The organism is Nocardia uniformis NBRC 13702, from assembly GCF_001613345.1.
Taxonomy (GTDB): Bacteria; Actinomycetota; Actinomycetes; order Mycobacteriales; family Mycobacteriaceae; genus Nocardia; species Nocardia uniformis.
In genome coordinates this window covers 1-21,447 of sequence record NZ_BDCE01000117.1, presented here as the reverse complement: position 1 = coordinate 21,447, position 21,447 = coordinate 1, and the positions used below count along the sequence as shown (strand labels likewise).

Genomic DNA, 21,447 nt, shown 5'->3' with positions numbered 1-21,447 from the left:
TTGTGGACTCCCCACAAAAGCATCCCTAAACCTTCATTCGCGCCGACATCTCTCGAGACCACGACCACAGTGTTCTCTTAGGGGTGTGATCGCGTTGTTCGCCCCAGGACAGGGCTCCCAGACACCAGGCATGCTTACTCCGTGGCTCGAACTGCCCGGTGCGGTTGACCGCATCGAGCTGTGGTCGAAGGCCGCGGGGCTCGACTTGCTCCGGCTGGGCACCACCGCGACCGCGGAAGAGATCACCGATACCGCGGTGACTCAACCGCTGGTCGTCGCGGCTGCCCTATTGGCTTTCGCGGAAATCCCGCACGATTCACTTCCCGCCGATACATTCGTCGCCGGACACTCGGTCGGCGAACTCGCCGCCGCTGCCGTCGCCGGAGTAATCTCCGCCGATGACGCGGTGGCGCTGGCTGCCCTCCGCGGCGCGGAGATGGCCAAAGCTTGCGCACTCGTACCAACCGGAATGTCCGCGGTGCTCGGTGGAGACGAAGCCGCCGTGCTCGCCCGGCTCGAAGAGCTGGAGCTCGTTCCGGCCAACCGCAACGCGGTCGGTCAGATCGTGGCGGCGGGCCGGATGGACGCGCTCGCGGAGCTCGCCGCGAATCCGCCGGAGAAGGCTAGGATTCGTGCGCTGCCCGTGGCCGGTGCGTTCCACACCGCGTTCATGGCACCCGCCCAGGACGCGGTAGCGGACGCAATCTCCAAAATCGCTCCCAGCGAGCCGATTCGGGTGCTGCTGTCGAACTTCGACGGGCAGCCGGTCGACTCCGGACAGGATGCGATCGACAAGCTCGCGGCACAGGTCACGCGCCCCGTGCGCTGGGATCTGTGCACCGAAACCGTGCGTGCGGCGGGTGTCTCCGCGGTGGCGGAGCTGCCACCGGCCGGCACCCTGGTCGGAATCGCCAAGCGGGAGCTCAAGGGCACCCCGAATCTGGCGCTGAAGACCCCAGCGGACCTCCCCGCGCTGGCCGAACTCACAGCCAAGGACTAGCTTGGCCTGCGGCCCCGGACCCAGTGTCAACGGCGACACCGGTACTCCAGCCGCAGTCAGCTGGTTCAGTTCCAAAGAACCCAACCCCCACAACAAGAATACGAAGGGAGCCACACAGTGGCCGCTCTGACCCAGGAACAGATCGTCGAAGAGCTCGGCAAGATCATCGAAGAGGTGACCGGTATCGAGCCCTCCGAGGTGACCATCGAGAAGTCCTTCGTCGACGACCTGGACATCGACTCGCTGTCGATGGTCGAGATCGCGGTGCAGACCGAGGACAAGTACGGCGTCAAGATCCCGGATGAGGATCTGGCCAGCCTGAAGACCGTCGGCGACGCTGTGTCCTACATCCAGAAGCTCGAGGCCGAGAACGCAGACGCGGCCGAGGCGCTCAAGACGCAGTTCGGCGACAAGTAAAGGCCGACGTCGTGACCACTCCTTCCACCCGTAACGGGAATTTCCCCAACGTTGTCGTCACCTCCATGGCGGCGACCACGTCGATCGCTGGCGATGTTGACGCAACCTGGAAGGGCCTGCTCAACGGCGAAAGCGGCATCGACGTTCTCGAGGACGATTTCGTCGCAGAGTACGACCTTCCGGTCCGCATCGGCGGTCACCTGAAGGTTTCGCCGGACACCCTGCTCAGCCGGGTCGAGATCCGCCGTATGGCGTATGTCGAGCGGCTGGCGACCGTACTCGGTCGTGAGGTGTGGAAGAACGCCGGTAGCCCGGAGGTCGACCCGCTGCGGCTGGCCGTGGCCATCGGTACCGGTCTCGGCGGCGGCGACGCACTGATCGACTCGGTCGACAAGCTGAAGAACGGTGGCTACCGCAAGATCTCGCCACTGGCCGTTCAGATGGTCATGCCGAATGGTCCGTCTGCTGTCGTCGGTCTCGAACTGAAGGCGCGGGCGGGAGTGATCACTCCGGTCTCGGCGTGTTCGTCCGGTTCCGAAGCCATCGCCAACGCATGGCGGATGATCGTCATGGGCGACGCCGACATGGTTGTCACCGGTGGCGTCGAGGGCTTCATCGACTCGGTGCCGATCGCCGCGTTCTCCATGATGCGTGCGATGAGCACCCGCAACGACGATCCGAAGGGAGCCTCGCGTCCGTTCGACAAGGACCGCGACGGTTTCGTCTTCGGTGAGGCCGGGGCGCTCATGGTCGTCGAGACCGAGGAGCACGCCAAGGCTCGTGGCGCCACCATCCACGCCCGGCTCATGGGCGCGGGTATCACTTCGGACGGCTTCCACCTGGTGGCGCCCGATCCGGAGGGCACCGGTGCCGGACGCGCGATGCAGCGTGCGATGCAGACCGCAGGTCTGACACCGCAGGACATCACGCACGTCAATGCTCACGCGACTGCCACCCCCATCGGTGACACCGCGGAGAAGAACGCGATTCACTACGCCGGGGTCCAGCACGCCTCGGTGTACGCGCCCAAGTCCGCCCTGGGCCACTCGATCGGTGCCGTCGGCGCCCTCGAGTCGGTGCTCACGGTTCTCAGCATTCGGGACGGCATCGTCCCCCCGACGCTGAACCTGGAGAACCAGGATCCGGAGATCGATCTGGATGTCGTGCACGGCGAAGCTCGTCGTCAGGACATAGAGTTCGCAATCAACAACTCTTTTGGTTTCGGTGGGCACAATGTCGCGCTCGCCTTCGGCCGGTACTGAGACCGTGGTTCCCCGCACGTGGCGGGGATCAACCCCGGTAGTTGTTTCGACCGGTCGATAGACAAGTGGTTCCGGCGGATCTTCGGATGGAGATCCCGCACCCGAAGATCCGCCGGGATATCGACATTATTCGCAGCCGCTCTCAGCGACCGCACCCTTCCTATTGAGGAGAGTTTGCGATGACCATCATGGCCCCCGCACACGCGGACACCACGACCGATCCCCGTGACCCGCTGGGTCGACTGCAGCGATTCTTCGACCCCGGAACCGTTCTCCCCCTGCACCCGCGCGATAAGTCCGGTGTGCTCGCCGCTATCGGCGAGGTGGACGGTGTCCGCACCGTGGCCTACTGCTCCGACGCGACCGTCATGGGTGGCGCGATGGGTGTTGCGGGCTGCAAGCACATTGTCGATGCGATCGATACCGCCATCGACTCCAAGGCCCCGATTGTCGGCCTCTGGCATTCCGGCGGCGCTCGCCTCGCGGAGGGTGTCGAGGCGCTGCACGCGGTCGGCCTGGTTTTCGAGGCCATGGTCCGGGCTTCCGGCCTGGTCCCCCAAATTTCGGTGGTGCTCGGCTTCGCGGCCGGTGGCGCCGCCTACGGCCCGGCGCTGACCGATATCGTCATCATGGCGCCCGAGGGCCGGGTCTTCGTGACCGGACCCGATGTGGTGCGCAGTGTGACCGGCGAGAATGTGGATATGGCGACTCTCGGCGGTCCCGTCACCCACGGCAAGAAGTCCGGTGTCGCCCATATCATCGCCGATGACGAGGCCGATGCCATGCACCGCGGCCGCCGCCTGGTCTCGATGTTCGCCGAACAGGGCGAATTCGACCTGCAGGCCGCCGCACACGGCGATGTCGACCTCAAGGCCATGCTGCCCGCGTCGGCCAAGCGCGCGTACGACGTGAAGCCGGTCATTCACGAACTGCTCGACAATGTCGACGGCGAATCGTCGTTCGAGGAGCTGCAGGGCGGTTACGCGCGCAGCATTGTCACCGGTCTGGGTCGCCTCGGTGGCCGCACCGTCGGCGTGCTGGCCAATAACCCGCTGCGCATGGGTGGCTGCCTCAACTCCGAAAGTGCCGAGAAGGCAGCGCGTTTCGTGCGCCTGTGCAACTCCTTCGGTATTCCGCTGGTGGTCGTCACCGACGTGCCCGGCTACCTGCCCGGTGTCAGCATGGAGTGGGAAGGTGTGGTGCGCCGCGGCGCGAAACTGCTGCACGCCTTCGCCGAGGCCCGCGTTCCGCGCGTCACCCTGGTGACCCGCAAGATCTACGGTGGCGCCTATATCGCCATGAACGCCCGCTCGCTCGGTGCGACGGCCGTGTACGCCTGGCCGGATGCCGAGGTCGCTGTGATGGGCGCCAAGGCCGCGGTCGGAATTCTGCACAAGAAGGCCATCGCGGCCGCTCCCGAAGAGGATCGCGAGGCTCTGCTCGAGCGGCTCACCGTGGAGCACGAGGCCATTGCGGGCGGTGTCGAGCGCGCGGTCGCCATCGGCGTCGTCGACGAGGTCATCGACCCCGCCAAGACCCGCTCCATCATTGCCGCCGCCCTGGCCGCCGCGCCGTCGCGGCCGAGCCATTTGAAGAACATTCCGCTGTAAACAGCTGAGCGACAATGGAAGCGGGCGGTCTCCTCGGAGGCCGCCCGCTTTGCTTTTGCCTGCGTCGAGGTGCCGGGCAGGCCGTAGCGCGAATGAGGTATCGCCCTCCGGGGTCGAGGCGTTGACGTCGGAACAGCCCCGCCATCCCGGCATGCTTTTGGCCGGGATCCACTGCTGCCGGGAGTGTCGATTCCGGCCAAAAGCGCGCCGGAATGACGACAGCGGGTGGGCGATATCGTGACGCCAGCCTCGATAGGACCAAGGGGCCGTGCGGGATCAGTTGATACGCGCTGCCGGATAGCAACCCGCAGGGGTGTGCAGCCCTCTTCGCGATCCCGGAGTCATCCCTGGCCGCTTCGGAAGTGCTTGGCGCAAGTGCGATTTCGACCAAGTCAGCGTCAGGCGACGTCGAGGTCGATATCGGCGTGGTGCTGGTAGCGCAGGTGGCAGATGGCGGCGGTGAGGGGCCTACTACCTTGGACGCGACCGGTATAGCCGCACGATCGGCACGCGATCGCGGGGACGTAGGTCGAGGGGTTGCCGATGGCGCTGTAGCCCGCCTGCACGATGTGGTGGCCGCCGTCGCGGTCGGAGGCGCTCACCGTGTGCCGACGCCGATAGATCTCCATGTCCAACGGTACGGGCGCCGACAGCAAGATCGCCGATCACGATCAGGAGAAGAGCCGGATCACGTCGGCGGATTCGTTCTGGCTGGCGCACTCCTGAAACGGGTTGGGGTCGCCGGAGCGCTCACCACAGACCCAGCGGATATTGTCGACGGTCACCGCGATATCGCCGTCTGCCTGCTTATCCCGTTGTGCGGCATAGTCATTCGCTACCGATGTCGCCGTCGAGCAGAAGTCCGGACCCTTGGCCGTGTAGACGACGACCGACAGGCCCCAGGGGCCGGGACCGCACTGCACGGCTTCGCCCGGAAGGACGGTCGCCGCGGCCTTCCTGGAGGTCTCGGCAGCCGCGCTGGTGGCGCCGTAATCGGACTTCGAATCCTCGGATGTCGAGTCGCCGCAACCCGCTACCGCGAGTGCTATGGCGGCGGCCGATCCGGCGAGTGTCAGTGACCTGGTTGCACCCCGCACGCGCATTCCTCTCTCGGTTCTGTCGTCTCCGATACGCGATTGTCGTCGTACGCGGTCGATTCTCGTCGACGGCGCGCTACGACAGGTCCGAAAAGTCCGGAAGATGGTCGCCAGCTCCGGGCGTGTCGCACGAGCTGGTGTCAGCCGACGTCGCGGCGGAGCCAGGTGACCTCCGCACCCTCCCCGCCGAGACGGTAGGGCTCGAGGGCGTCGTCCCAGGCGGTGCCGAGGGCTCGGTCGATTTCGGCGGCGATATCGGTGGGTGAGTGGCGTCCGTGGGCGCGGGCTTCTTCGACAATGGCGCGCAGGCGCATTTCGCCGACCACGATATCGCCGCTGGCACTGGTCGCGCCGCTCCAGATGCCGAGGCCGGGGACGAAGCAGTAGCGTTCGCCGTCGACGCCGTCGCTGGGATTCTCGGAGACCTCGAAGTACAGCACGGGCCAATTCCGCAACGCTTTGGCTAATCGACTCGCGGTGCCGACTGGTCCGTACCACTCGGTGGTGGCACGCAACTGTCCATCGGCCGCGGGTTGGACCGTCCACCGCAATTTGGCGGGCGCTTTGAGGGTGGAGGTGAGCGTCCATTCGATGTGCGGGCACAGCGCAGCTGGCGACGAGTGGATATACACCACACCAGACGTCGCGTCGGCGAACTGACTCGATGCACGCACCACTAACACCTCCGGCTTCGACGGGGACGTCTTCCCCAACGACCCTTCGAGCCGGCGTTGCCCGAGTTTACTGGAGTGCCCGATGTTACGGGTGTTACTTTTCCGACGTGTCGCAAGTCCGTATCCGACTTGCCTGCGACCAGGCGAGCTCCTTCAGCAACTAGACAAACTCGGCGATTACGGCGTCACTCAGGGTCGGCCACGCGGTACGCGCCCAGTCCCCGAAATTCTCGTCCGCCAGCGCGAGACACGCTATGCCGATCGAGGGATCCACCCAGATAAATGTGCCAGCCTGTCCGAAATGCCCATACGTACGAGGCGAATTCGAGCTTCCGGTCCAGTGCGGCAGCTTGTGATCACGGATTTCGAAGCCCAGACCCCAGTCGTTGGGTCGTTGCGAGCCGTAACCGGGAAGAATGCCATTGCGATCCGGGAATTGCACTGTGGTTGCTTCATCGAGCAGTTCCGCACTTATCAAACGCGGGTTCAGCAATTCTTCAGCGAACCGCAGTAGATCTGCGACGCTGGAACGCCCGGCGTGTCCCGCCGCTCCCGCCAGCACCGAGGACTTCATACCGAGCGGCTCGAATACGGCCTCGTGCAGATACTGGTCGAAAGCGATACCGGTGTGCTCGGTGACGAATTCCGCGAGTACCTCGAATCCGGCACTGGAGTAGATCCGCCGCGCCCCCGGCTCGGCAATGACCTCCGTGGTGTCGAAGGTGTATCCGGCGGTGTGCGCCAACAGATGTCGCACCGTGGCACCCGGTGGACCGGCAGGCTGGTCGAGCTCGACCGCCCCCTCCTCCACCGCGACCAGAACCGCATACGCCACAAGCGGTTTGGTCACCGACGCGAGCGCGTACACCCGCTCGAGATCGCCCCCGCTATCGACGACCCCCTTACCGCCCATCACTACCCCGGCCGCCGCGTTCCGAACCGGCCACTGCTCAATCTGCTCCAGCGCTCGCACCCCACGAGCGTACGACGCCACCCGCGAGGGGCTGGTCATCGACCAGGAACTGGCGGGGACCAACTCTCGGGGGCTCTCAGGGGCTTCGCCCCCGCACCCCCATTGGCACGGGTCGCCGTGGCGACGGAACCAAGCGCACGGCTCGCTCTCAACGGCCACTCCCCTGAGCTCATTGGCAAGCACTAGTTGGGGATCACAGCGGAACCGATGGGACAGCTCTCGGGCCGCGGCCTCGAGCTTCCGGTGTCGAACGGACGGCCTTTGCCGGTCATGTGCTGATAGCCGAGCAACCCCGAGCCTGGCACAGCGCTGTCCTCGATTTCGTGGCGCACCAGGCAATTTCGACCGTCTGATCGAGTGAAAGGTCCGGGCGGCTACGCCACCGGCGCTACGGCCGCCTTGTTCGCCGCCCGCTCCAACGCCGAGCGGCGGCGGCCGTAACCGAAGTACACCACGAGGCCGAAGGCGGACCAGAGGCCGAAGGCCAGCCAGGTGACACCGGGCAGGCGCAGCAGCAGCCAGGCGCACATACCGACGCCGAGGAGCGGGACGAGGGGTACCAGGGTGCGGAAGGTACGGGGCAGGTCGGGTTTGGTGCGGCGCAGTACCAGCACGCCGATATTGACCAGACCGAAGGAGACGAGGGTGCCGATATTGGTGGCGTTCACCAGCTCGCCGAGCGGAATGAGCGCGGCGAGCACCGCGACCACGCCACCGACAATGAGGGTATTGGCCGTCGGGATGCGCTTGCGGCCGACCCGGGAGAGCATCTTGGGCATGAGTCCGTCGCGGGACATGGCGACCAGGATTCGGGTCTGGCCGTAGAGCACGGTCAACACGACGGAGGCGATGGCGATCACCGCACCGGCCGCCAGCACCGTGGCGGGCCAGCCCGAGCCGGTCACCTGTTCCAGCACGGTCGCCAGGGACGCACCCGAACTGCTCACATTGTCCACGCCGACCGCGGCGACGGCGGTGAGCGCCACCAGCACGTAGGCGACGGTGACGATTACGAGGGAGATAATGATGGCGCGCGGCAGATCTCGCTGCGGGTTCTTGGCTTCCTCACCGGCGGTGGAGGCGGCGTCGAAGCCGATGAACGAGAAGAACACCATGGATGCCGCCGAGGTGACGCCCGCGATTCCGGCGGGGGCGAACGGGTGCAGGTTGTCGGAGTTGAAGGCGGTGACCGCGACGACCACGAAGAAGATGAGCACGCAGATCTTGAGCAGCGTGGTGAAGGTGGTGACGCGGGCGCTTTCCTTGATGCCGTCCAGCAGTACCGCGGTGGCGATGAGCACCACGACGGCGGCGGGCAGATTGATAATGCCGCCCGCGCTGGGTGCGGCGGCGAGGGCTTCCGGAATGCGCCAACCGATTGTGCCGGCGAGGAATTCGTTGAGGTACGCACCCCAGCCGACCGCGACCGCCGCCACCGAGACGCCGTATTCCAGCAGCAGGCACCACCCGCAGATCCAGGCGATGATCTCGCCGAGGGTGGCGTAGGTGTAGGAGTAGGCGGAACCGGATACCGGTACGGCACCGGCCAGTTCGGCATACGACAGCGCGGAGAACAACGCGGCCAGCGCGGCGAGGGCGAAGGACACCACCACGGCCGGTCCGGCCAGTGGCGAGGCCTCGCCGAGCACGACGAAGATGCCGGTACCGAGGGTCGCGCCGACCGACAGGGCGATCAGCGAGACGAGCCCGAGGCTGCGCTTCAGCGCGCTGTGCTCACCATCTGCTGCGAGCTGCTCTACGGGTTTGGTGCGCAGCAACGATGTGGCGAAGCGATTGAGTCCGGGCACGTGCTCGCACGCTACCCGGTCAGGGGTGCACTTCACGAAATGAGGTCTCGTGTCGACCTGCGGTTAGCAGACGCCCGCTATGGGCTGGCATTGCGGTCGAGCTGCGGCACGGTCGAGCTGCGGTCACACCCCCGATAGCCGTCTGCACGGTCCGGTTACCATCGGACGCACCATGAGCGAGCACCCGCAGATCCACGGCGATGTGGACACCGGTTTCGGTCCCGTTGCCGATGCCTTCCGACGCAATTTCACCCAGCACGGCGAGATCGGGGCGGCGGTGGCGGTGTATGCCGGTGACCGGCCGGTGGTGGATCTGTGGGCCGGGCATCGCGATCGCAAGCGCACGGTGGCGTGGGAGCGCGACACCATGGCTCCGGTGTTCTCCTCCACCAAGGGGATGGCGGCCTTCGTGGTCGCGTCGGCGGTATCGCGGGGGCTGCTCGATTACGACGCGCCCGTCGCGCAGTACTGGCCGGAGTTCGCGGCGCACGGCAAGGAGTCGATTACCGTCCGGCAGCTCATCGACCATCAGGCCGGGTTGGCGGCGTTCGATCGGACGGTGCGATTGCGGGAGTTGGGTGATCTGGATCGAATCGCCGAGCTGCTCGCCGAGCAGAAACCGTTGTGGCGGCCGGGAACTCGGCACGGCTATCACGCGATCACCGCCGGGCTGTATCAGCGCGAGTTGATCCGCCGGGTCGATCCGCGCGGGCGCACCCTGGGCGGCTACTTCGCCGAGGAATTCGCCGCACCGCTAGGCCTCGATTTCCATATCGGCCTGCCGGATGAGGTGCCCCTGGACAATATCGCCATCCTGTCGGCGACCGTGGGGCTCGATATCCTGCGCTATGAACGCGACCTGCCGGTGCGAATCGCCTTACAGCTGGCCACCAAACGCGGCCTGTCCTACCGCAGTCTGAGCAGCCCCCGCACCGGTGCTCCCGTGCGCGCGGCCCGCCGCGAATTCCTGTCCCAGGAGCTACCCGGTTCCAGCGGCGTCGGCACCGCCCGCTCCCTGGCCCGCGTCTACGGTGCGGCCGCCGCCCGCACCGGCGAACTCCCCATCGATCCCGACCTGATCGACCGCCTCGCCGCCGCCGACACCGCGACCGACGTCCCCGCCGACGACCTGGTCCTGCTCACCAAGAGCCGCTACCACCTCGGCTTCCGAAAGTCCTGCGGCGGTTTCCGTTTCGGCACCGACAAACGCGCCTACGGCACCACCGGCCTCGGCGGCTCCTTCGGCTTCGCCGACCCCGCAACGGGTCTCGGCTTCGGCTACGCCATGAACCGTCTCGGCCTGGCGGTCCTCGACGACGCCCGCGCCCGCAACCTGCGCAAAGCTCTTCGCCGCTGCGTGTGAGCCGACCCGGCCCGAGTGGTGCCAATCGACGAAAGCACGCGAATTCCGGTGCCTCATAACCGTTTTGCGACCACCGAGGCCGGGCCGGATCCACACGCGCCGAACCTCGCGGAGGCCCGGGGGTGAAGCCCCTGAGAGCCTCTAGAGTTGGTCACCCGCGCACGTCGTGAACGTGGTGGACCACGTCGTGGACGAAGTAGCGGGCCAGGGTGTCGACCGTGAATTGGGAGCCGTTGCTGCGGCGGGCCGCTCGGCTGCGGGCCGCGGGTGGGACGGATTCGAAAGCGCGGGCGGCGGTTTCGGCGGCTTCGGTCAGTTCGGTGGTTACGGTCGCGGCGGGCTGAGCGGCGTAGTTCTCGGCGGTGGCGGTGATGTCCTGGTCCCAGTTGGCGAACATGGGGATGCCGTCGGCGACGGTGACCGTGGTGTCGTAACCGGCGATCGAGGGCCCCGGGACGGCGCTGGCGGTGAGGGTGATGTCGAGGCGGTGGGTCATGATCCGGCAGACGTCGCGGACGTGGGCGGCGTATTCCAGGGCGGACCAGGTGAATTCGTCGGGACGGGCGTCGATATCCGGTCGCTCCAGGACCGCGGCGAACCGGGTGGCGCTGTCGCGCAGCAGGCCGGGGACTGCGTCGTACGCGGTGGCGTCGGGGTCGAACCCGCAGTCGGCGCAGGAGCGCTCGAGGACCCAGGTCCAGTCTTTGGTGTCAGGAACGATCGGCATGGGCCATAACCTATGTTGGCTTATAGTTTCCGGCCACCAATATCCCGCCAAAGCCCGCCGAGATCGCGACATCCTCACCACACTCAGCCGCCAAGTAGCCGCGGCCATGGTCGGGATCATGGTGCGGCCCATACCCAGACCGGTTACGCCGAACGCCTACCGACAGCGCACACGCCTGCCGGGGAACCCGCCCTCCCACTGACAAATCCACCCCCGCCCACATGTGCGGACGGGGGCGGGAATCCCAAGAGTTCGACTCACTCCATCAGCCGTTGAGCCTGATCGAAGAGTTCGAGGGTGATCGCGTGCAGGAAGTCCCCGACCTGCTTCGGCGCCTTGCCCGCACAGGCCCGGGCATGGGTGCCCTCCAGGACAATGCCGAGCTTGAAGCAGGCCAGCACCGTGTACCAGGTGACATTGCCGAGGTCGCGGTCGGAGAAGCGGCCGTAGTGGGCGATCATCTCGTCGGCGGTGGGGAGGCCGCCGACCGCGCCGAGGGTGCCGATGAGCGCGGCTCCGGTGGTCCCCGGTTCGGGGCGGGTGGCGATCTGCCAGCCGAGGTCGAGCAGCGGGTCGCCGATGGTCGACATTTCCCAGTCGACCATGGCCACCACCTCGGGGCCGCCGTAGGAGAACATCATATTGGCGAGGTGGCAGTCGCCGTGCAGGATGCCGGGCCGCCAGTCCGCGGGCCGATTGCGGTCGAGCCATTCGCCGACGCGCTCCACACCCGGGATCTCCGGCCCGGGGTAACCCGCATTGCTGCTGTAGGAATCGAGTTCCTTGAGCCAGCGCGGGACCTGACGTTCCAGGAAGCCGTCCGGTTTGCCGTAGTCGGCGAGCCCGAGGGCCTCGTGATCGAGGGAGCCGAGGCGGGCAATGGCCTCCACCGCGGACAGCCCCATCTGCCGTCGCACCTCCGGATCGCCCGCATGGAGTTCGGGCAGCTCGTTCTGGGGGTTGAACCCCTCGATGGGCTCCATGAGATAGAACGACGCGCCACCGAGCACGGATTCGTCGGTGCAGGCGGCGATCACCTTGGGTGCGCGAATGCCGGTGCCGTCGATGGCGCCGAGAATGCGGGATTCGCGATTGATGACGTTATTGCTGGCGGCCCGCAGATGTTTGGGCCCGCGCCGCAACACATAGTCACCACCGCCGCGCTGGAAGCGCAGCATGATGTTCTGGGTGCCGCCGCCCAGCGGCAACACATCCTCGAATTCCCCACCGGGCAGGCCCTGTTCATCCATCCATTTGCCGACGATCGCGAAATCGACGACGTCACGATCCACTTCGACCGGCTGCGCTTCAGACATGCCCCACATTGTGCCGCAGCCGTCCAGAGCAACTGAAGGCAGTTGCCAGCAGAAGTGGTGGTGACCTCGTTCACGCAGGTCGGAGTGCGGGGAATGGGCGACTCCGGCGTATTCTGCGAGGCAAATGCGCACGCTGTTGATCGATAACTACGACTCGTTCACCTACAACCTGTATCAGCTGATCAGCGAGGTGAACGGGGTCGAACCCGTGGTCGTGCGCAATGACGAGGTCGACGATCCGACGGGTCTGGACCTCGATTCCTTCGACAATATCGTCATCTCCCCCGGGCCCGGCCGCCCGGATGTCCACCGCGATTTCGGTATCTCCGCCGCGGTGATCGCCCGCGCGAATCTCCCGCTGCTCGGCGTCTGCCTCGGACACCAGGGCATCGTGATTGCGGCGGGCGGGGTGGTCACCGCCGCTCCCGAACCTCGCCACGGGTATCCGGATCGGATTACCCACGACGGCAGCGACCTGTTCGCCGGGGTGCCGCAGGATTTCAGCGCAGTCCGCTACCACTCGCTGAGCGCGGCCCGACCGCTGCCCGACTCCTTGGAGGTCACCGCCACCACGTCCGACGGGGTGATCATGGGCGTGCGCCACCGCTCCCGGCCGCAGTGGGGGGTGCAGTTTCATCCGGAATCCATTGCCAGCGAATATGGTCGGGCGCTGCTCCGAAACTTCGCGGAGCTCACGGGTGAGTATTGGCGTGAGTCCGGCCGTCGGACTCGGCCGACGCGGGCCACACCCTCGGTGGGCGGCGTGTCCGTGAGAGCGGGGGTTGGCCCGACTGCCGCCTCGGGTACCGAACCTGTCGATCGAGCCCCCTCGACGAACAGTGAAGCGGCTGAGCCGCAATCGATCCCGAAGGCCGGTGACGGACTCGTCCAATATCGGGTTCAGCAAGCCGTACTGGATCGAGCCGTCGATGCCGAAGAGGTATTCCTGCGACTGTACCAGGATTCGGCCACCGCGTTCTGGCTCGACAGTGAGCATGTGGAGCCCGGGCTGGACCGGTTCTCATTTCTGGGAGACGCGTCCGGGCCGTTGGCGGAGGTAGTGCGGTATCGGGTCGGGTCGGGCAGCGTGGAGGTCGAGTCCGCCGCCGGTCCGCGCCGGGTGGACGGCGGGGTGCTGGACTACCTATCGCGGGAGCTACGCCGTCGCAGTATCGAATTCCCGGACGTACCTTTCGATTTCGTCGGCGGCTATGTCGGCTATCTGGGATACGAGATGAAGGCGGATTGCGGGGCCGCGGCGACATATCGAGCGCCCGCTCCCGACGCGCAGTGGATTTTCGCCGATCGGCTGATCGCGGTGGATCACGAGGCGGGACGCACACATCTGCTGGCACTCGCCGAACCCCACGCGGATTCCCTTGCGGCCGCGCAGGATTGGCTCACGGCCACCCGCTCGGTGGTGGAAGCCCTTCCGACGTGGGAGAACCCGGAGGACATGCGACTCGAGGCCGACGAGCGCACCGTCGCCCCACTGCTGACCCGGGGTCGCGAACAGTACCTCGCGGATGTGGCGGCCTGTCAGGAGCAGTTGCGCGCCGGGGAGTCCTACGAGATCTGCATTACCGACAGCGCCTACCTCGGCACCGATGTCGACGGCCTGGACGTGTACCGCACGCTGCGCCGCTGCAATCCCGCCCCCTACGCGGCATTCCTGCGATTCGGGGACCTCGATATCGCATGCTCCTCCCCTGAACGATTCCTCAAGGTCGACCGTGCGCGCACGGTGGAGAGTAAGCCGATCAAGGGCACCGCCCCGCGCGGCCACACCCCCACCGAGGATGAGCAGTCGGCGGCCGAGCTCGCGAGCAGTCCGAAGACTCGCGCCGAGAACCTCATGATCGTCGATCTGCTCCGCAATGATCTGGGCCGGGTGTGCGAGGTCGGCACGGTACACGTCCCCAAACTCATGGCGGTGGAGACGTATACGACCCTGCACCAACTGGTGTCGACCGTACGCGGCACCCTCCGCCGCGACCTGGACGTCATCGACTGCCTCCGAGCCTGTTTCCCCGGCGGCTCCATGACCGGCGCACCCAAACTGCGCACCATGGAAATCATCGACACCCTGGAAACCGAAGCGCGCGGCATCTATTCGGGCACCATCGGCTTCCTCGGCCTGGGCGGCACCGCGGACCTGAATATCGTCATCCGCACCGCCGTCCGATACGGCGGACAGTGGCGGGTCGGCGCGGGCGGCGCGGTGGTCCTCGACTCCGATCCGGAGGACGAATACCACGAGATGGTCTGGAAGGCCGCGACCGCACTACGCGCCCTACCCGGCATCGGCGTCCCACCCCGCGCACCACTGCCTTCCGCCTGAGCGCTGGGAATCCACCGCACTCCATCGCGAACTGGCGGGTGTCGACCGAGAACATGCCGGGGTGACCGCATTCCGAGGTGACCGGACGGGATGACGAGGTGGCGGCACGGGACGGCACCACAGCCCACCGGTTCGGCGGCAGGGCCGCCGAACCTCTCGGCCGTGAATCCGGCCCGCACCCCTACCTGCGGGGGGTGTTGCCTCCAGCACCCCTACCTGCGGCGGTCGCGGCGCGATTTCGGGTCGGGCGGTGGGGGTTCCGGTTCGTCGCGGGCGCCCATGCGGCCCAGGAGCGACACCCCCGGGAGGCGGGCGAGGCGGTTGAAGACCTCTTCACCGAAGGCGACCATGGCCTCGAGGCGCGGGAGTAGGCGGTCATAGGCCTGGAATGCCGGGTCGGCGAGGGCGATGGTGCGTTCCAGGCGGTCGGCTGTCTGGTTGAGGCGGTCGATTGCCGTGGAGAGGTTTTCGATCAGTTCGGGGAGTTGGGCCGCGAGTTGGACGGAGGCGGGCGGGAGGCGGACGGCGGTATCGAACGCACTGCCCGCGGTGTCGAAGGCGCTACCAGCGGTGACCTGGGCGGCGTCGAGGGCTTGGCCCGCCGCGTTCTGGGCGGCCTCCACGGCGGCTTGGGCAGCGGCGAGGATATCGCCCGCGCTGGGGACTCGCGGCGGGGGTTTGCGGCCGGGCCCCTTCGGAGTGGTCATGATTCCAGGGTGCCCGACAAGGCACCGCTGCGCCCGCTACGACTCCCCGCGCGCCCGATATCGCGGCGATGCGCCACCAGATCGCCGCGCCGCACGGCGCTATTGCGCACCCCACTAGGCGATGCGGCGCCAGGTAGACACGTGCAGCCCGGTCCGACGTCCTGCGCCTAACGCCCCTCGTCATTCCGGCATGCTTGTGGCCGGAATCAACACTCGAATGGACGCCGCGCAGTGTGGATCCCGGCCACAAGCGCGCCGGGATGACGGGGCGGTCCGGTCACGAAACGTGTGATACCTCCGGCCACCCGCTCCGGCGAGGTCGCGTATGGCTCAGATACACCGGATGGGCTCGACGCGACTCCCACGCCGACGCGATTGCACTGTGCTCGATAACTTCACCGTGCTGAGCCGACACCAGAAATCCTCTCCTGGACAACCGATCACCAGGAATGGGTGGCGGCATCACGCGAGTAAGTCCCGCCAACAGCTCCTGGCCGAAACGCGGGCGAGTTGGGGCACGGAGGCGTCCGGGACCGGGTGGTCTGGCTGGGGCGCATGACGTGTCAGTGCCACATGGCATAGTTCGATCACGATGAAACTGACCAAGGGTGGACATGCAGCGGTGCCGACATCGCTTCTGACCGTTGTCCTTTCGTGGCAATCGGATCATGTGGTAGATGCGCACGCCCTGCTGCTGACCGGGGACGGGCAGGTGCGGTCGGATCGGGATTTCGTGTTCTTCAACGCGCCCCGGCACGTTTCGCAGGCGGTAACCCTCGACCAGGATCCCGTGCCGGGCACCGCGCGGCTCTCGGTATCGCTACCGCGCACCGAATCCGAGGTGTCGCGCATTGTGGTCACCGGATCGGTGGACGGCGGATCCTTCACCGAGGTCCCGGGCCTCATTCTCACCGTCTTCGACCACAATCGGCCGGTGGCCTGGTTCGAGGTCGCCGATTCGGACACGGTGCAGGCCATGATGTTCGGCGAGTTCTACCGCCGCGACGGGCAGTGGCGATTCCGTGCCATCGGGCAGGGGTGGGACAGCGGGCTGCCGGGGATCATCACCGAATTCGGGGTGATGGTGAATGATCCGGACGAGGGCAGTAGTACTGAAGCCGCATCGGGTCGCGGCACCGACACGGGCGGCCACGGCAACAGCGAAGCAGGGCGGCACGGGGGCGGGTCGGATCAGGATGCCGCTGCAGCGGGCAGTCGATACAACGCCGAGCCAAGCCTTCACGATGAGGCCGGGGCAGGTCGTCATGACAACGCCGAAGCAGATCATCGCGACGAGACAGGACCCGGTCGTCGCGGCGACGCAAACGGGGATCAGCGTGAGCGGGTCGGGTCCAGCCATCACGCAGCCGGATCTGATCAGCGTGAGCAGGTCGAGTCGAGTCGTGGCGACGAAGCCGGACCGGTCCGGCAACGCAACGCCGACACAGGCCAGCACGAGCAGGCATGGTCGGGTCGCAGCGGCGAGTTCGGATGGGATCGTCGCGGAACCGTCGACACCGATCAACCCGCGGAGGCCGGGCAGGGTCAGGTCGGCGAGTTCGGGCCGGGGCAGCGCGGCCGCACAGACATCGATCAACGCGATGAGACCGGGCTGGGTCGTCGCGGCGACGCAAACGGGGATCAGCGTGAGCGGGTCGGGTCCGATCATCGCGGCGCGGCCGGACCAGATCAGTACCGCAACGAGGACGCAGACCAGCACGAGCGGGCCTGGTCGGGTCGCAGCGGCGAGGCCGAGCGCGGTCCTCGCGGCACCGCCGATACAGACCAGCGCGAGCCGGCCGCATCTGGTTACCCTATCGACGACTCAGCGGGCCGCCATGCCAGTGCCGAAGGGGACCATCGCGGCAGCGTCGAGGGGCGGCGTGGCGACAGTGCTCGGGACAGCAGTGACAGCGAAGAAGCCGCTGGCGGGGGAACCCGACGGAGCGTGGGAGCGACATCCACCGCGGCACCGTGGGAGCGTCGACTCCCCCGGCGTGGGCTCACGCTCGAGCGCGAGTCGCGCGTCGTTCCGCCCGCACCGATCCTGCCGCCCGATCCGGAGCGGGCCAATTGGCATGTGGATCCGGAGGATTCGACCCTGCTGCGCTGGTGGGACGGTGCGCAGTGGACCGACTCCACGCGCCCGCTCCCTTCCGCGGACGCCCGCCACTGCCCGCGCTGCGGCCGCCCCCGCCGCTGGCGGTTCTTCGGCCGCCCGGCCCTGTGCCGGGAGTGCGCGGACGAGATCGACGAGTACCTCGCGGGGTGGGTGGGGCGCGCCGAACGTGTCCTGCGCACGGTCGGGGCGAGCGGCGACGACTGGGACGCCCTGTGGGTCGCGCTGCGCTACCAGCGCATCGAGCGAGCGCGCGGCATGGACGTACTGCGCCGGGTCGGCCTCGACCATGTGGAGCGCCTGGTGGCTTTCGCCTTCGCGGACAACACCATCGAGCAGGCGGAGATGGACGCCTTCGACGAGGCGGTGACCGAGCTGGCGCTGACGGGACCTCTCATCGAGGATCTGCGACGGCGAATGCAGCGCGGCCGCACGCTGTCTCGCCTGCGCTCCGGTGAGTTGCCGGTTATTCGAACGGTGGGCCTGCATCTGGATCCGGACGAGAAGGTGCACCTGAGTGTGCCCGCCATCCATATCCGCCAGCTGGCGCGCGGCCCGAAGCTCACCGAGGGCCAATTGATCTGCAGCAATAAGAAGCTGCGCTTCGTGGGCGTGGACACCGGCATCGAAATGCCTTGGGCGCGGGTGGTCGCGGTGTCCTCGGACGGTGGCCGGGTGGCCATCGCCGCGACCTCGGCGCGCGGCGGCGCGATCTTCGATGTCGCCGACCCCGACCACGTCGCCGCCACCCTGGAGGGCGCACTGCGCGTCGCCAAACGCCTGACGCTCACCCCCGGCCAGCGTGACACCCGCAACATCTCGCAGGAGGTGAAGGCGGAAGTCTGGCAACGCGACGGCGGCAAATGCGTGGAGTGCGGCGACAGCCACTACCTGGAATTCGACCACATCATCCCGCTCAGCCGCGGCGGCGCTACCAGCTCCGCGAATCTGCAAATCCTCTGCCGCGCCTGCAATCGCGCGAAGGGAGCGCGGATCTAGCCCCACCACAGCGGCTTTCACGGTGGGCGGAGCGGGCGGCCTCGATGTCGAGGCGGCGAGACCGTCGGGTCGGCTGCCAGGTTCGGGCGGGCCATCGGGGCAGCCCGAGCCGAGCGGGTCGGTGCCCGACGTCTCTGCGCGAGCCCTTCTCGACGGCCGTGCTCGGGGGTCGTGTGACTGTTGCGCTACGGTGCGCGGTACCTCGACTGCGGTGGCGGGGCAGTGTCGTTCGACTTCCCGGGTGGCTGCGTCGGTGGTTATCCGAGGAGCTCATATCATGTTGTCGCGGTTCCATCCTCGCCTTTCGCGACGCTGATGACATCAGGGTAATTACCCGGACTGCACCCGGATATTCAGCGGCGCACGACACGTTGAACGGATGGTTCGGCGCAAAATCGATCGCGGGCCTCGTCGAGGGAGGACAGGCCGGTGGTGTGCAGGCCGCCCGCGTCTACGACGGTGCAGTCGCTGGCGGTGGGTGCACCGGCCTCGGTATCGCGCAGGCGTACCTGAGCGGTGACGATGGGTGCCAGGGTATTGCCGGTAATGCGCCAGAACTCGATATTCCAGCTGGCGTAGTCGTCGCGCATCGGGCTGACGACGTAACCGTCTGCGGTGGTGTCGATTCCGATGCCGGTGAGTTCACCGGCGCGGTGGAATTCGATGGCGTCACCGCTCGCGTGGTAGACGGCGAAGCGGGTGTTCACGGTGGCCAGATGGATGGGTACGAGCAGTTCGTCGCGGCCGTCGCCGTCGACATCGCGCAGGATCGGGTCGGAGGGGTGCGCGACATTGCGTTCGGTGAGGGTCTGGGTGCGAACGCCATCGGATCCGTACACGTCGATGGCGATCGTGGTCTTCCCGCCGAGCGTGCCGCGCCGCACCTCGAAGCTCGCGCCGACCGCATCGTGTGATCGCAGTCGACAGTCCGGAGATTTTGCGCTCGAACCGATCTCGCCGCACGGGGAGAGTGCTTCCGGCACCGATCCGGAGGTGGTGGTCGGCGCGGCCGGGCTGGAGTGGTTCGCGCTCGCCACCGATATCGGTGTCGTCGTCGGGATCGACTGTGCGGCATCGGTAGCGGCGCATCCTCCGGTGACCGAAGCGGCGACGATCAGACACCAGGCCGTGGAATTCCTCCCCATACAGCGACAATAGGCCACTCGCGGCGGGTGGCGGTCGAATCAAATAAGCCATCATGTGCACACCTGCGCACATGATGGCGTACAGTCGTGGTCGTGATCGACGTGTTGCGCAATCGGCAGTTCCGCCGACTGTTCACCGCGCAAGTGGTGGCCCTACTCGGTACCGGGCTGTTGACGGTGGCATTGGGACTGTTGGCCTACGACCTCGCGGGCAATCGAGCCGGGGCCGTACTGGGCACGGCACTGGCCATCAAGATGGTGGCGTATGTCGCTGTGGCACCGGTAATTTCAGCGGTGGCCGAGCGGGTACCGCGTCGGGTGCTGCTGGTATCGGCCGATGCGGTGCGCGCGCTGGTCGCGGTGGCACTGCCATTCGTGACGCAGACGTGGGAGATCTATGTGCTGATCTTCGTACTGCAATCGGCGTCGGCGACGTTCACGCCCGCGTTCCAATCACTGATTCCGTCGGTGCTGGTCGATGAGAAGCAGTACACGCGCGGGTTATCGCTCTCGCGATTGGCCTACGACCTGGAGTCGCTGCTGAGCCCGATGCTCGCGGCGGCACTGCTCACGGTTATCGACTACAACCTGCTGTTCGTCGGCACCACAGCAGGTTTCGTGGCCTCCGCCGCAGTGGTACTCACCTCCCGGCTGCCGCACCTCACCCCGGCGGATCGATCTCGGCCGCTGGCGCACCGCATTACCCGCGGCGCCCGTGTCATGCTGGACCGTCCCGCGCTGCGCGGCCTGCTGGCCCTGAATCTCGCCGTGGCCTCGGCGACCGCGCTGGTCATCGTCAATACCGTCGTCTACGTGAGAGATCGACTCGGCGGCACCGCGACCGGCGTCGCCTTGGCCCTGGGCTGCTTCGGTTTCGGCTCCATGATGGTGGCCCTCTCCGCGCCACGGGTGCTGAGCGCGATCGGCGATCGGCGACTCATGTTCACCGGAAGCCGGGTACTGCCACTCGGATTGGTCGCGGCCGCCGTCGCCGCCCCGCTGGCGAACTGGCCGCTGCTGGCGGGCACCTGGTTCGTACTCGGCGCGGGCACCTCCATGATCACAATGCCGGCCGCCCGCCTGCTGCGCGCCAACTCCACACCCGACAATCGCGCATCCGTCTTCACCGCCCAGTTCTCACTCTCGCACGCCGCGTTCCTACTCACCTATCCCATCGCGGGTTGGCTGGGTGCGGTCGCGGGCCTGTTCAGCACGGCCGCTGCCCTGGCCGCGATCGCTACACTTGCTGCAGTGACCGCCACCCGCGTGTGGCCCGCGTCCGCACCGGCGGGCCTGGAGGGGTTGGTTTCGGCAGAAAGGTGAGCGATGGCGAGCAAGGGCGTTCCGGCACAGGAAACCGCCGCCAGCCTCATTCACCCGATCGCCCCCGATCAGGCGCACCTCGATGCCGCCACCGCCACCTTCCGCATGCTGTCCGACCCCACCCGGCTCCATATTCTCTGGATCCTCGCCGACGCCGAAGCCGATGTCACCGCCCTCACCGAAGCGGTCGGCGCCTCCCGCACCGCCGTCAGCCAGCACCTGGCCAAGCTCCGCTTCACCGGCCTGGTCGACACCCGCCGCGAGGGCCGCCGCATCATCTACCGCATTCGCGACGGACACCTGGCGCGGCTGGTGCGCGAGGGCATCAACCACGCCGATCACGTGGTGACCGGCGAACCGCTGCACGAATAGCGGCTACCGCCAACAGCAACCCGTACTCGCCGCGCCCCGCGGTCCCCGGCTGACCTCCCCTCGCCATCCCGGCGCGCAGACCTCGCCAGCCCGGCATGCAAACCCAGACCCCATCATCCCGGGCACCCCAACCCAGGCCCCGCCATCCCGGCACCCACACCAGGCCCCGCCATCCCGGCATCAAAACGAGGCCC

The 21,447-nt window shown here is 67.1% G+C and carries 18 protein-coding genes; 9 read left to right on the top strand and 9 right to left on the bottom strand.

Annotated features, from left to right (window positions below; translation table 11 throughout):
* Positions 1-85 precede the first annotated feature (85 nt).
* The 4 genes from NU1_RS38180 to NU1_RS38165 all read left to right on the top strand — a co-directional run bounded on the left by NU1_RS38180 (position 86) and on the right by NU1_RS38165 (position 4,289).
* Positions 86-1,000 carry an ACP S-malonyltransferase gene (locus NU1_RS38180; protein ID WP_067529134.1) on the top strand — a complete coding sequence of 305 codons (915 nt, stop codon included), beginning with the start codon at positions 86-88 and terminating at the stop codon, positions 998-1,000.
* A gap of 117 nt (positions 1,001-1,117) precedes the next feature.
* Entirely contained in the window at positions 1,118-1,417 is a 300-nt protein-coding gene (gene acpM / locus NU1_RS38175; RefSeq protein WP_067529133.1) for a meromycolate extension acyl carrier protein AcpM, read from the top strand.
* Positions 1,418-1,428: 11 nt separating this feature from the next.
* Positions 1,429-2,679, top strand: a complete 1,251-nt coding sequence (locus NU1_RS38170) for a KasA/KasB family beta-ketoacyl-ACP synthase (RefSeq protein WP_067529132.1) — start codon at positions 1,429-1,431, stop codon at positions 2,677-2,679.
* Between the two features lie 179 nt (positions 2,680-2,858).
* Positions 2,859-4,289, top strand: coding sequence for an acyl-CoA carboxylase subunit beta (locus NU1_RS38165; RefSeq protein ID WP_067529131.1), 1,431 nt, complete (start codon positions 2,859-2,861; stop codon positions 4,287-4,289).
* A gap of 398 nt (positions 4,290-4,687) precedes the next feature.
* Here NU1_RS38165 and NU1_RS38160 read toward each other — a convergent pair whose 3' ends face one another.
* The 5 genes from NU1_RS38160 to NU1_RS38140 form a co-directional block, all read right to left on the bottom strand.
* Positions 4,688-4,918, bottom strand: coding sequence for a hypothetical protein (locus NU1_RS38160; RefSeq protein WP_067529130.1), 231 nt, complete (start codon positions 4,916-4,918; stop codon positions 4,688-4,690).
* A 42-nt stretch (positions 4,919-4,960) separates the two neighbouring features.
* Entirely contained in the window at positions 4,961-5,386 is a 426-nt protein-coding gene (locus NU1_RS38155) for a hypothetical protein (RefSeq protein WP_157553543.1), read from the bottom strand.
* Positions 5,387-5,526: 140 nt separating this feature from the next.
* Positions 5,527-6,060 carry a DUF3145 domain-containing protein gene (locus NU1_RS38150; RefSeq protein ID WP_067529151.1) on the bottom strand — a complete coding sequence of 178 codons (534 nt, stop codon included), beginning with the start codon at positions 6,058-6,060 and terminating at the stop codon, positions 5,527-5,529.
* Between the two features lie 160 nt (positions 6,061-6,220).
* A complete protein-coding gene (locus NU1_RS38145; protein ID WP_067529150.1) occupies positions 6,221-7,033 on the bottom strand; it encodes a serine hydrolase domain-containing protein in 813 nt (270 codons plus the stop codon).
* Between the two features lie 374 nt (positions 7,034-7,407).
* Entirely contained in the window at positions 7,408-8,841 is a 1,434-nt protein-coding gene (locus NU1_RS38140) for an amino acid permease (RefSeq protein WP_067529128.1), read from the bottom strand.
* A gap of 172 nt (positions 8,842-9,013) precedes the next feature.
* Here NU1_RS38140 and NU1_RS38135 point away from each other — a divergent pair, with 172 nt between their 5' ends.
* Entirely contained in the window at positions 9,014-10,204 is a 1,191-nt protein-coding gene (locus tag NU1_RS38135) for a serine hydrolase domain-containing protein (protein ID WP_067529127.1), read from the top strand.
* 151 nt (positions 10,205-10,355) lie between these two features.
* Here NU1_RS38135 and NU1_RS38130 read toward each other — a convergent pair whose 3' ends face one another.
* Entirely contained in the window at positions 10,356-10,931 is a 576-nt protein-coding gene (locus NU1_RS38130; protein ID WP_067529126.1) for a DinB family protein, read from the bottom strand.
* 257 nt (positions 10,932-11,188) lie between these two features.
* Positions 11,189-12,247: a phosphotransferase family protein gene (locus NU1_RS38125; RefSeq protein WP_067529125.1), complete on the bottom strand. Its 1,059-nt coding sequence runs from the start codon at positions 12,245-12,247 to the stop codon at positions 11,189-11,191.
* A 124-nt stretch (positions 12,248-12,371) separates the two neighbouring features.
* Here NU1_RS38125 and pabB point away from each other — a divergent pair, with 124 nt between their 5' ends.
* A complete protein-coding gene (gene pabB / locus NU1_RS38120; RefSeq protein WP_067529124.1) occupies positions 12,372-14,588 on the top strand; it encodes an aminodeoxychorismate synthase component I in 2,217 nt (738 codons plus the stop codon).
* Between the two features lie 212 nt (positions 14,589-14,800).
* Here the strand turns inward: pabB and NU1_RS38115 are convergent, their stop codons facing one another.
* Complete coding sequence (locus NU1_RS38115) at positions 14,801-15,295, bottom strand: hypothetical protein (protein ID WP_067529123.1); 495 nt, start codon at positions 15,293-15,295, stop codon at positions 14,801-14,803.
* Positions 15,296-15,917: 622 nt separating this feature from the next.
* On the opposite strand from NU1_RS38115, the gene NU1_RS38110 reads away from it, so the two are divergent.
* Positions 15,918-18,413 (top strand): TerD family protein, encoded by a 2,496-nt coding sequence (locus NU1_RS38110; protein WP_371859879.1) that lies wholly within the window; start codon positions 15,918-15,920, stop codon positions 18,411-18,413.
* Positions 18,414-18,766: 353 nt separating this feature from the next.
* Here the strand turns inward: NU1_RS38110 and NU1_RS42030 are convergent, their stop codons facing one another.
* On the bottom strand, positions 18,767-19,558 hold the full coding sequence (locus NU1_RS42030) for a hypothetical protein (protein WP_157553541.1): 792 nt from the start codon (positions 19,556-19,558) through the stop codon (positions 18,767-18,769).
* Positions 19,559-19,651: 93 nt separating this feature from the next.
* On the opposite strand from NU1_RS42030, the gene NU1_RS38095 reads away from it, so the two are divergent.
* Complete coding sequence (locus tag NU1_RS38095; protein WP_067529149.1) at positions 19,652-20,881, top strand: MFS transporter; 1,230 nt, start codon at positions 19,652-19,654, stop codon at positions 20,879-20,881.
* 3 nt (positions 20,882-20,884) lie between these two features.
* Positions 20,885-21,253, top strand: coding sequence for an ArsR/SmtB family transcription factor (locus tag NU1_RS38090; RefSeq protein WP_067529119.1), 369 nt, complete (start codon positions 20,885-20,887; stop codon positions 21,251-21,253).
* The last annotated feature ends 194 nt before the right edge of the window (positions 21,254-21,447 follow it).

Coding starts and splice junctions, on each gene's coding strand:
- NU1_RS38165 (WP_067529131.1), top strand. CDS start 2,859: ATGACCATCATGGCCCCCGCACACGCGGACACCACGACCGATCCCCGT.
- NU1_RS38160 (WP_067529130.1), bottom strand. CDS start 4,918: ATGGAGATCTATCGGCGTCGGCACACGGTGAGCGCCTCCGACCGCGAC.
- NU1_RS38135 (WP_067529127.1), top strand. CDS start 9,014: ATGAGCGAGCACCCGCAGATCCACGGCGATGTGGACACCGGTTTCGGT.
- NU1_RS38130 (WP_067529126.1), bottom strand. CDS start 10,931: ATGCCGATCGTTCCTGACACCAAAGACTGGACCTGGGTCCTCGAGCGC.
- NU1_RS38125 (WP_067529125.1), bottom strand. CDS start 12,247: ATGTCTGAAGCGCAGCCGGTCGAAGTGGATCGTGACGTCGTCGATTTC.
- pabB (WP_067529124.1), top strand. CDS start 12,372: ATGCGCACGCTGTTGATCGATAACTACGACTCGTTCACCTACAACCTG.
- NU1_RS38115 (WP_067529123.1), bottom strand. CDS start 15,295: ATGACCACTCCGAAGGGGCCCGGCCGCAAACCCCCGCCGCGAGTCCCC.
- NU1_RS42030 (WP_157553541.1), bottom strand. CDS start 19,558: ATGGGGAGGAATTCCACGGCCTGGTGTCTGATCGTCGCCGCTTCGGTC.
- NU1_RS38090 (WP_067529119.1), top strand. CDS start 20,885: ATGGCGAGCAAGGGCGTTCCGGCACAGGAAACCGCCGCCAGCCTCATT.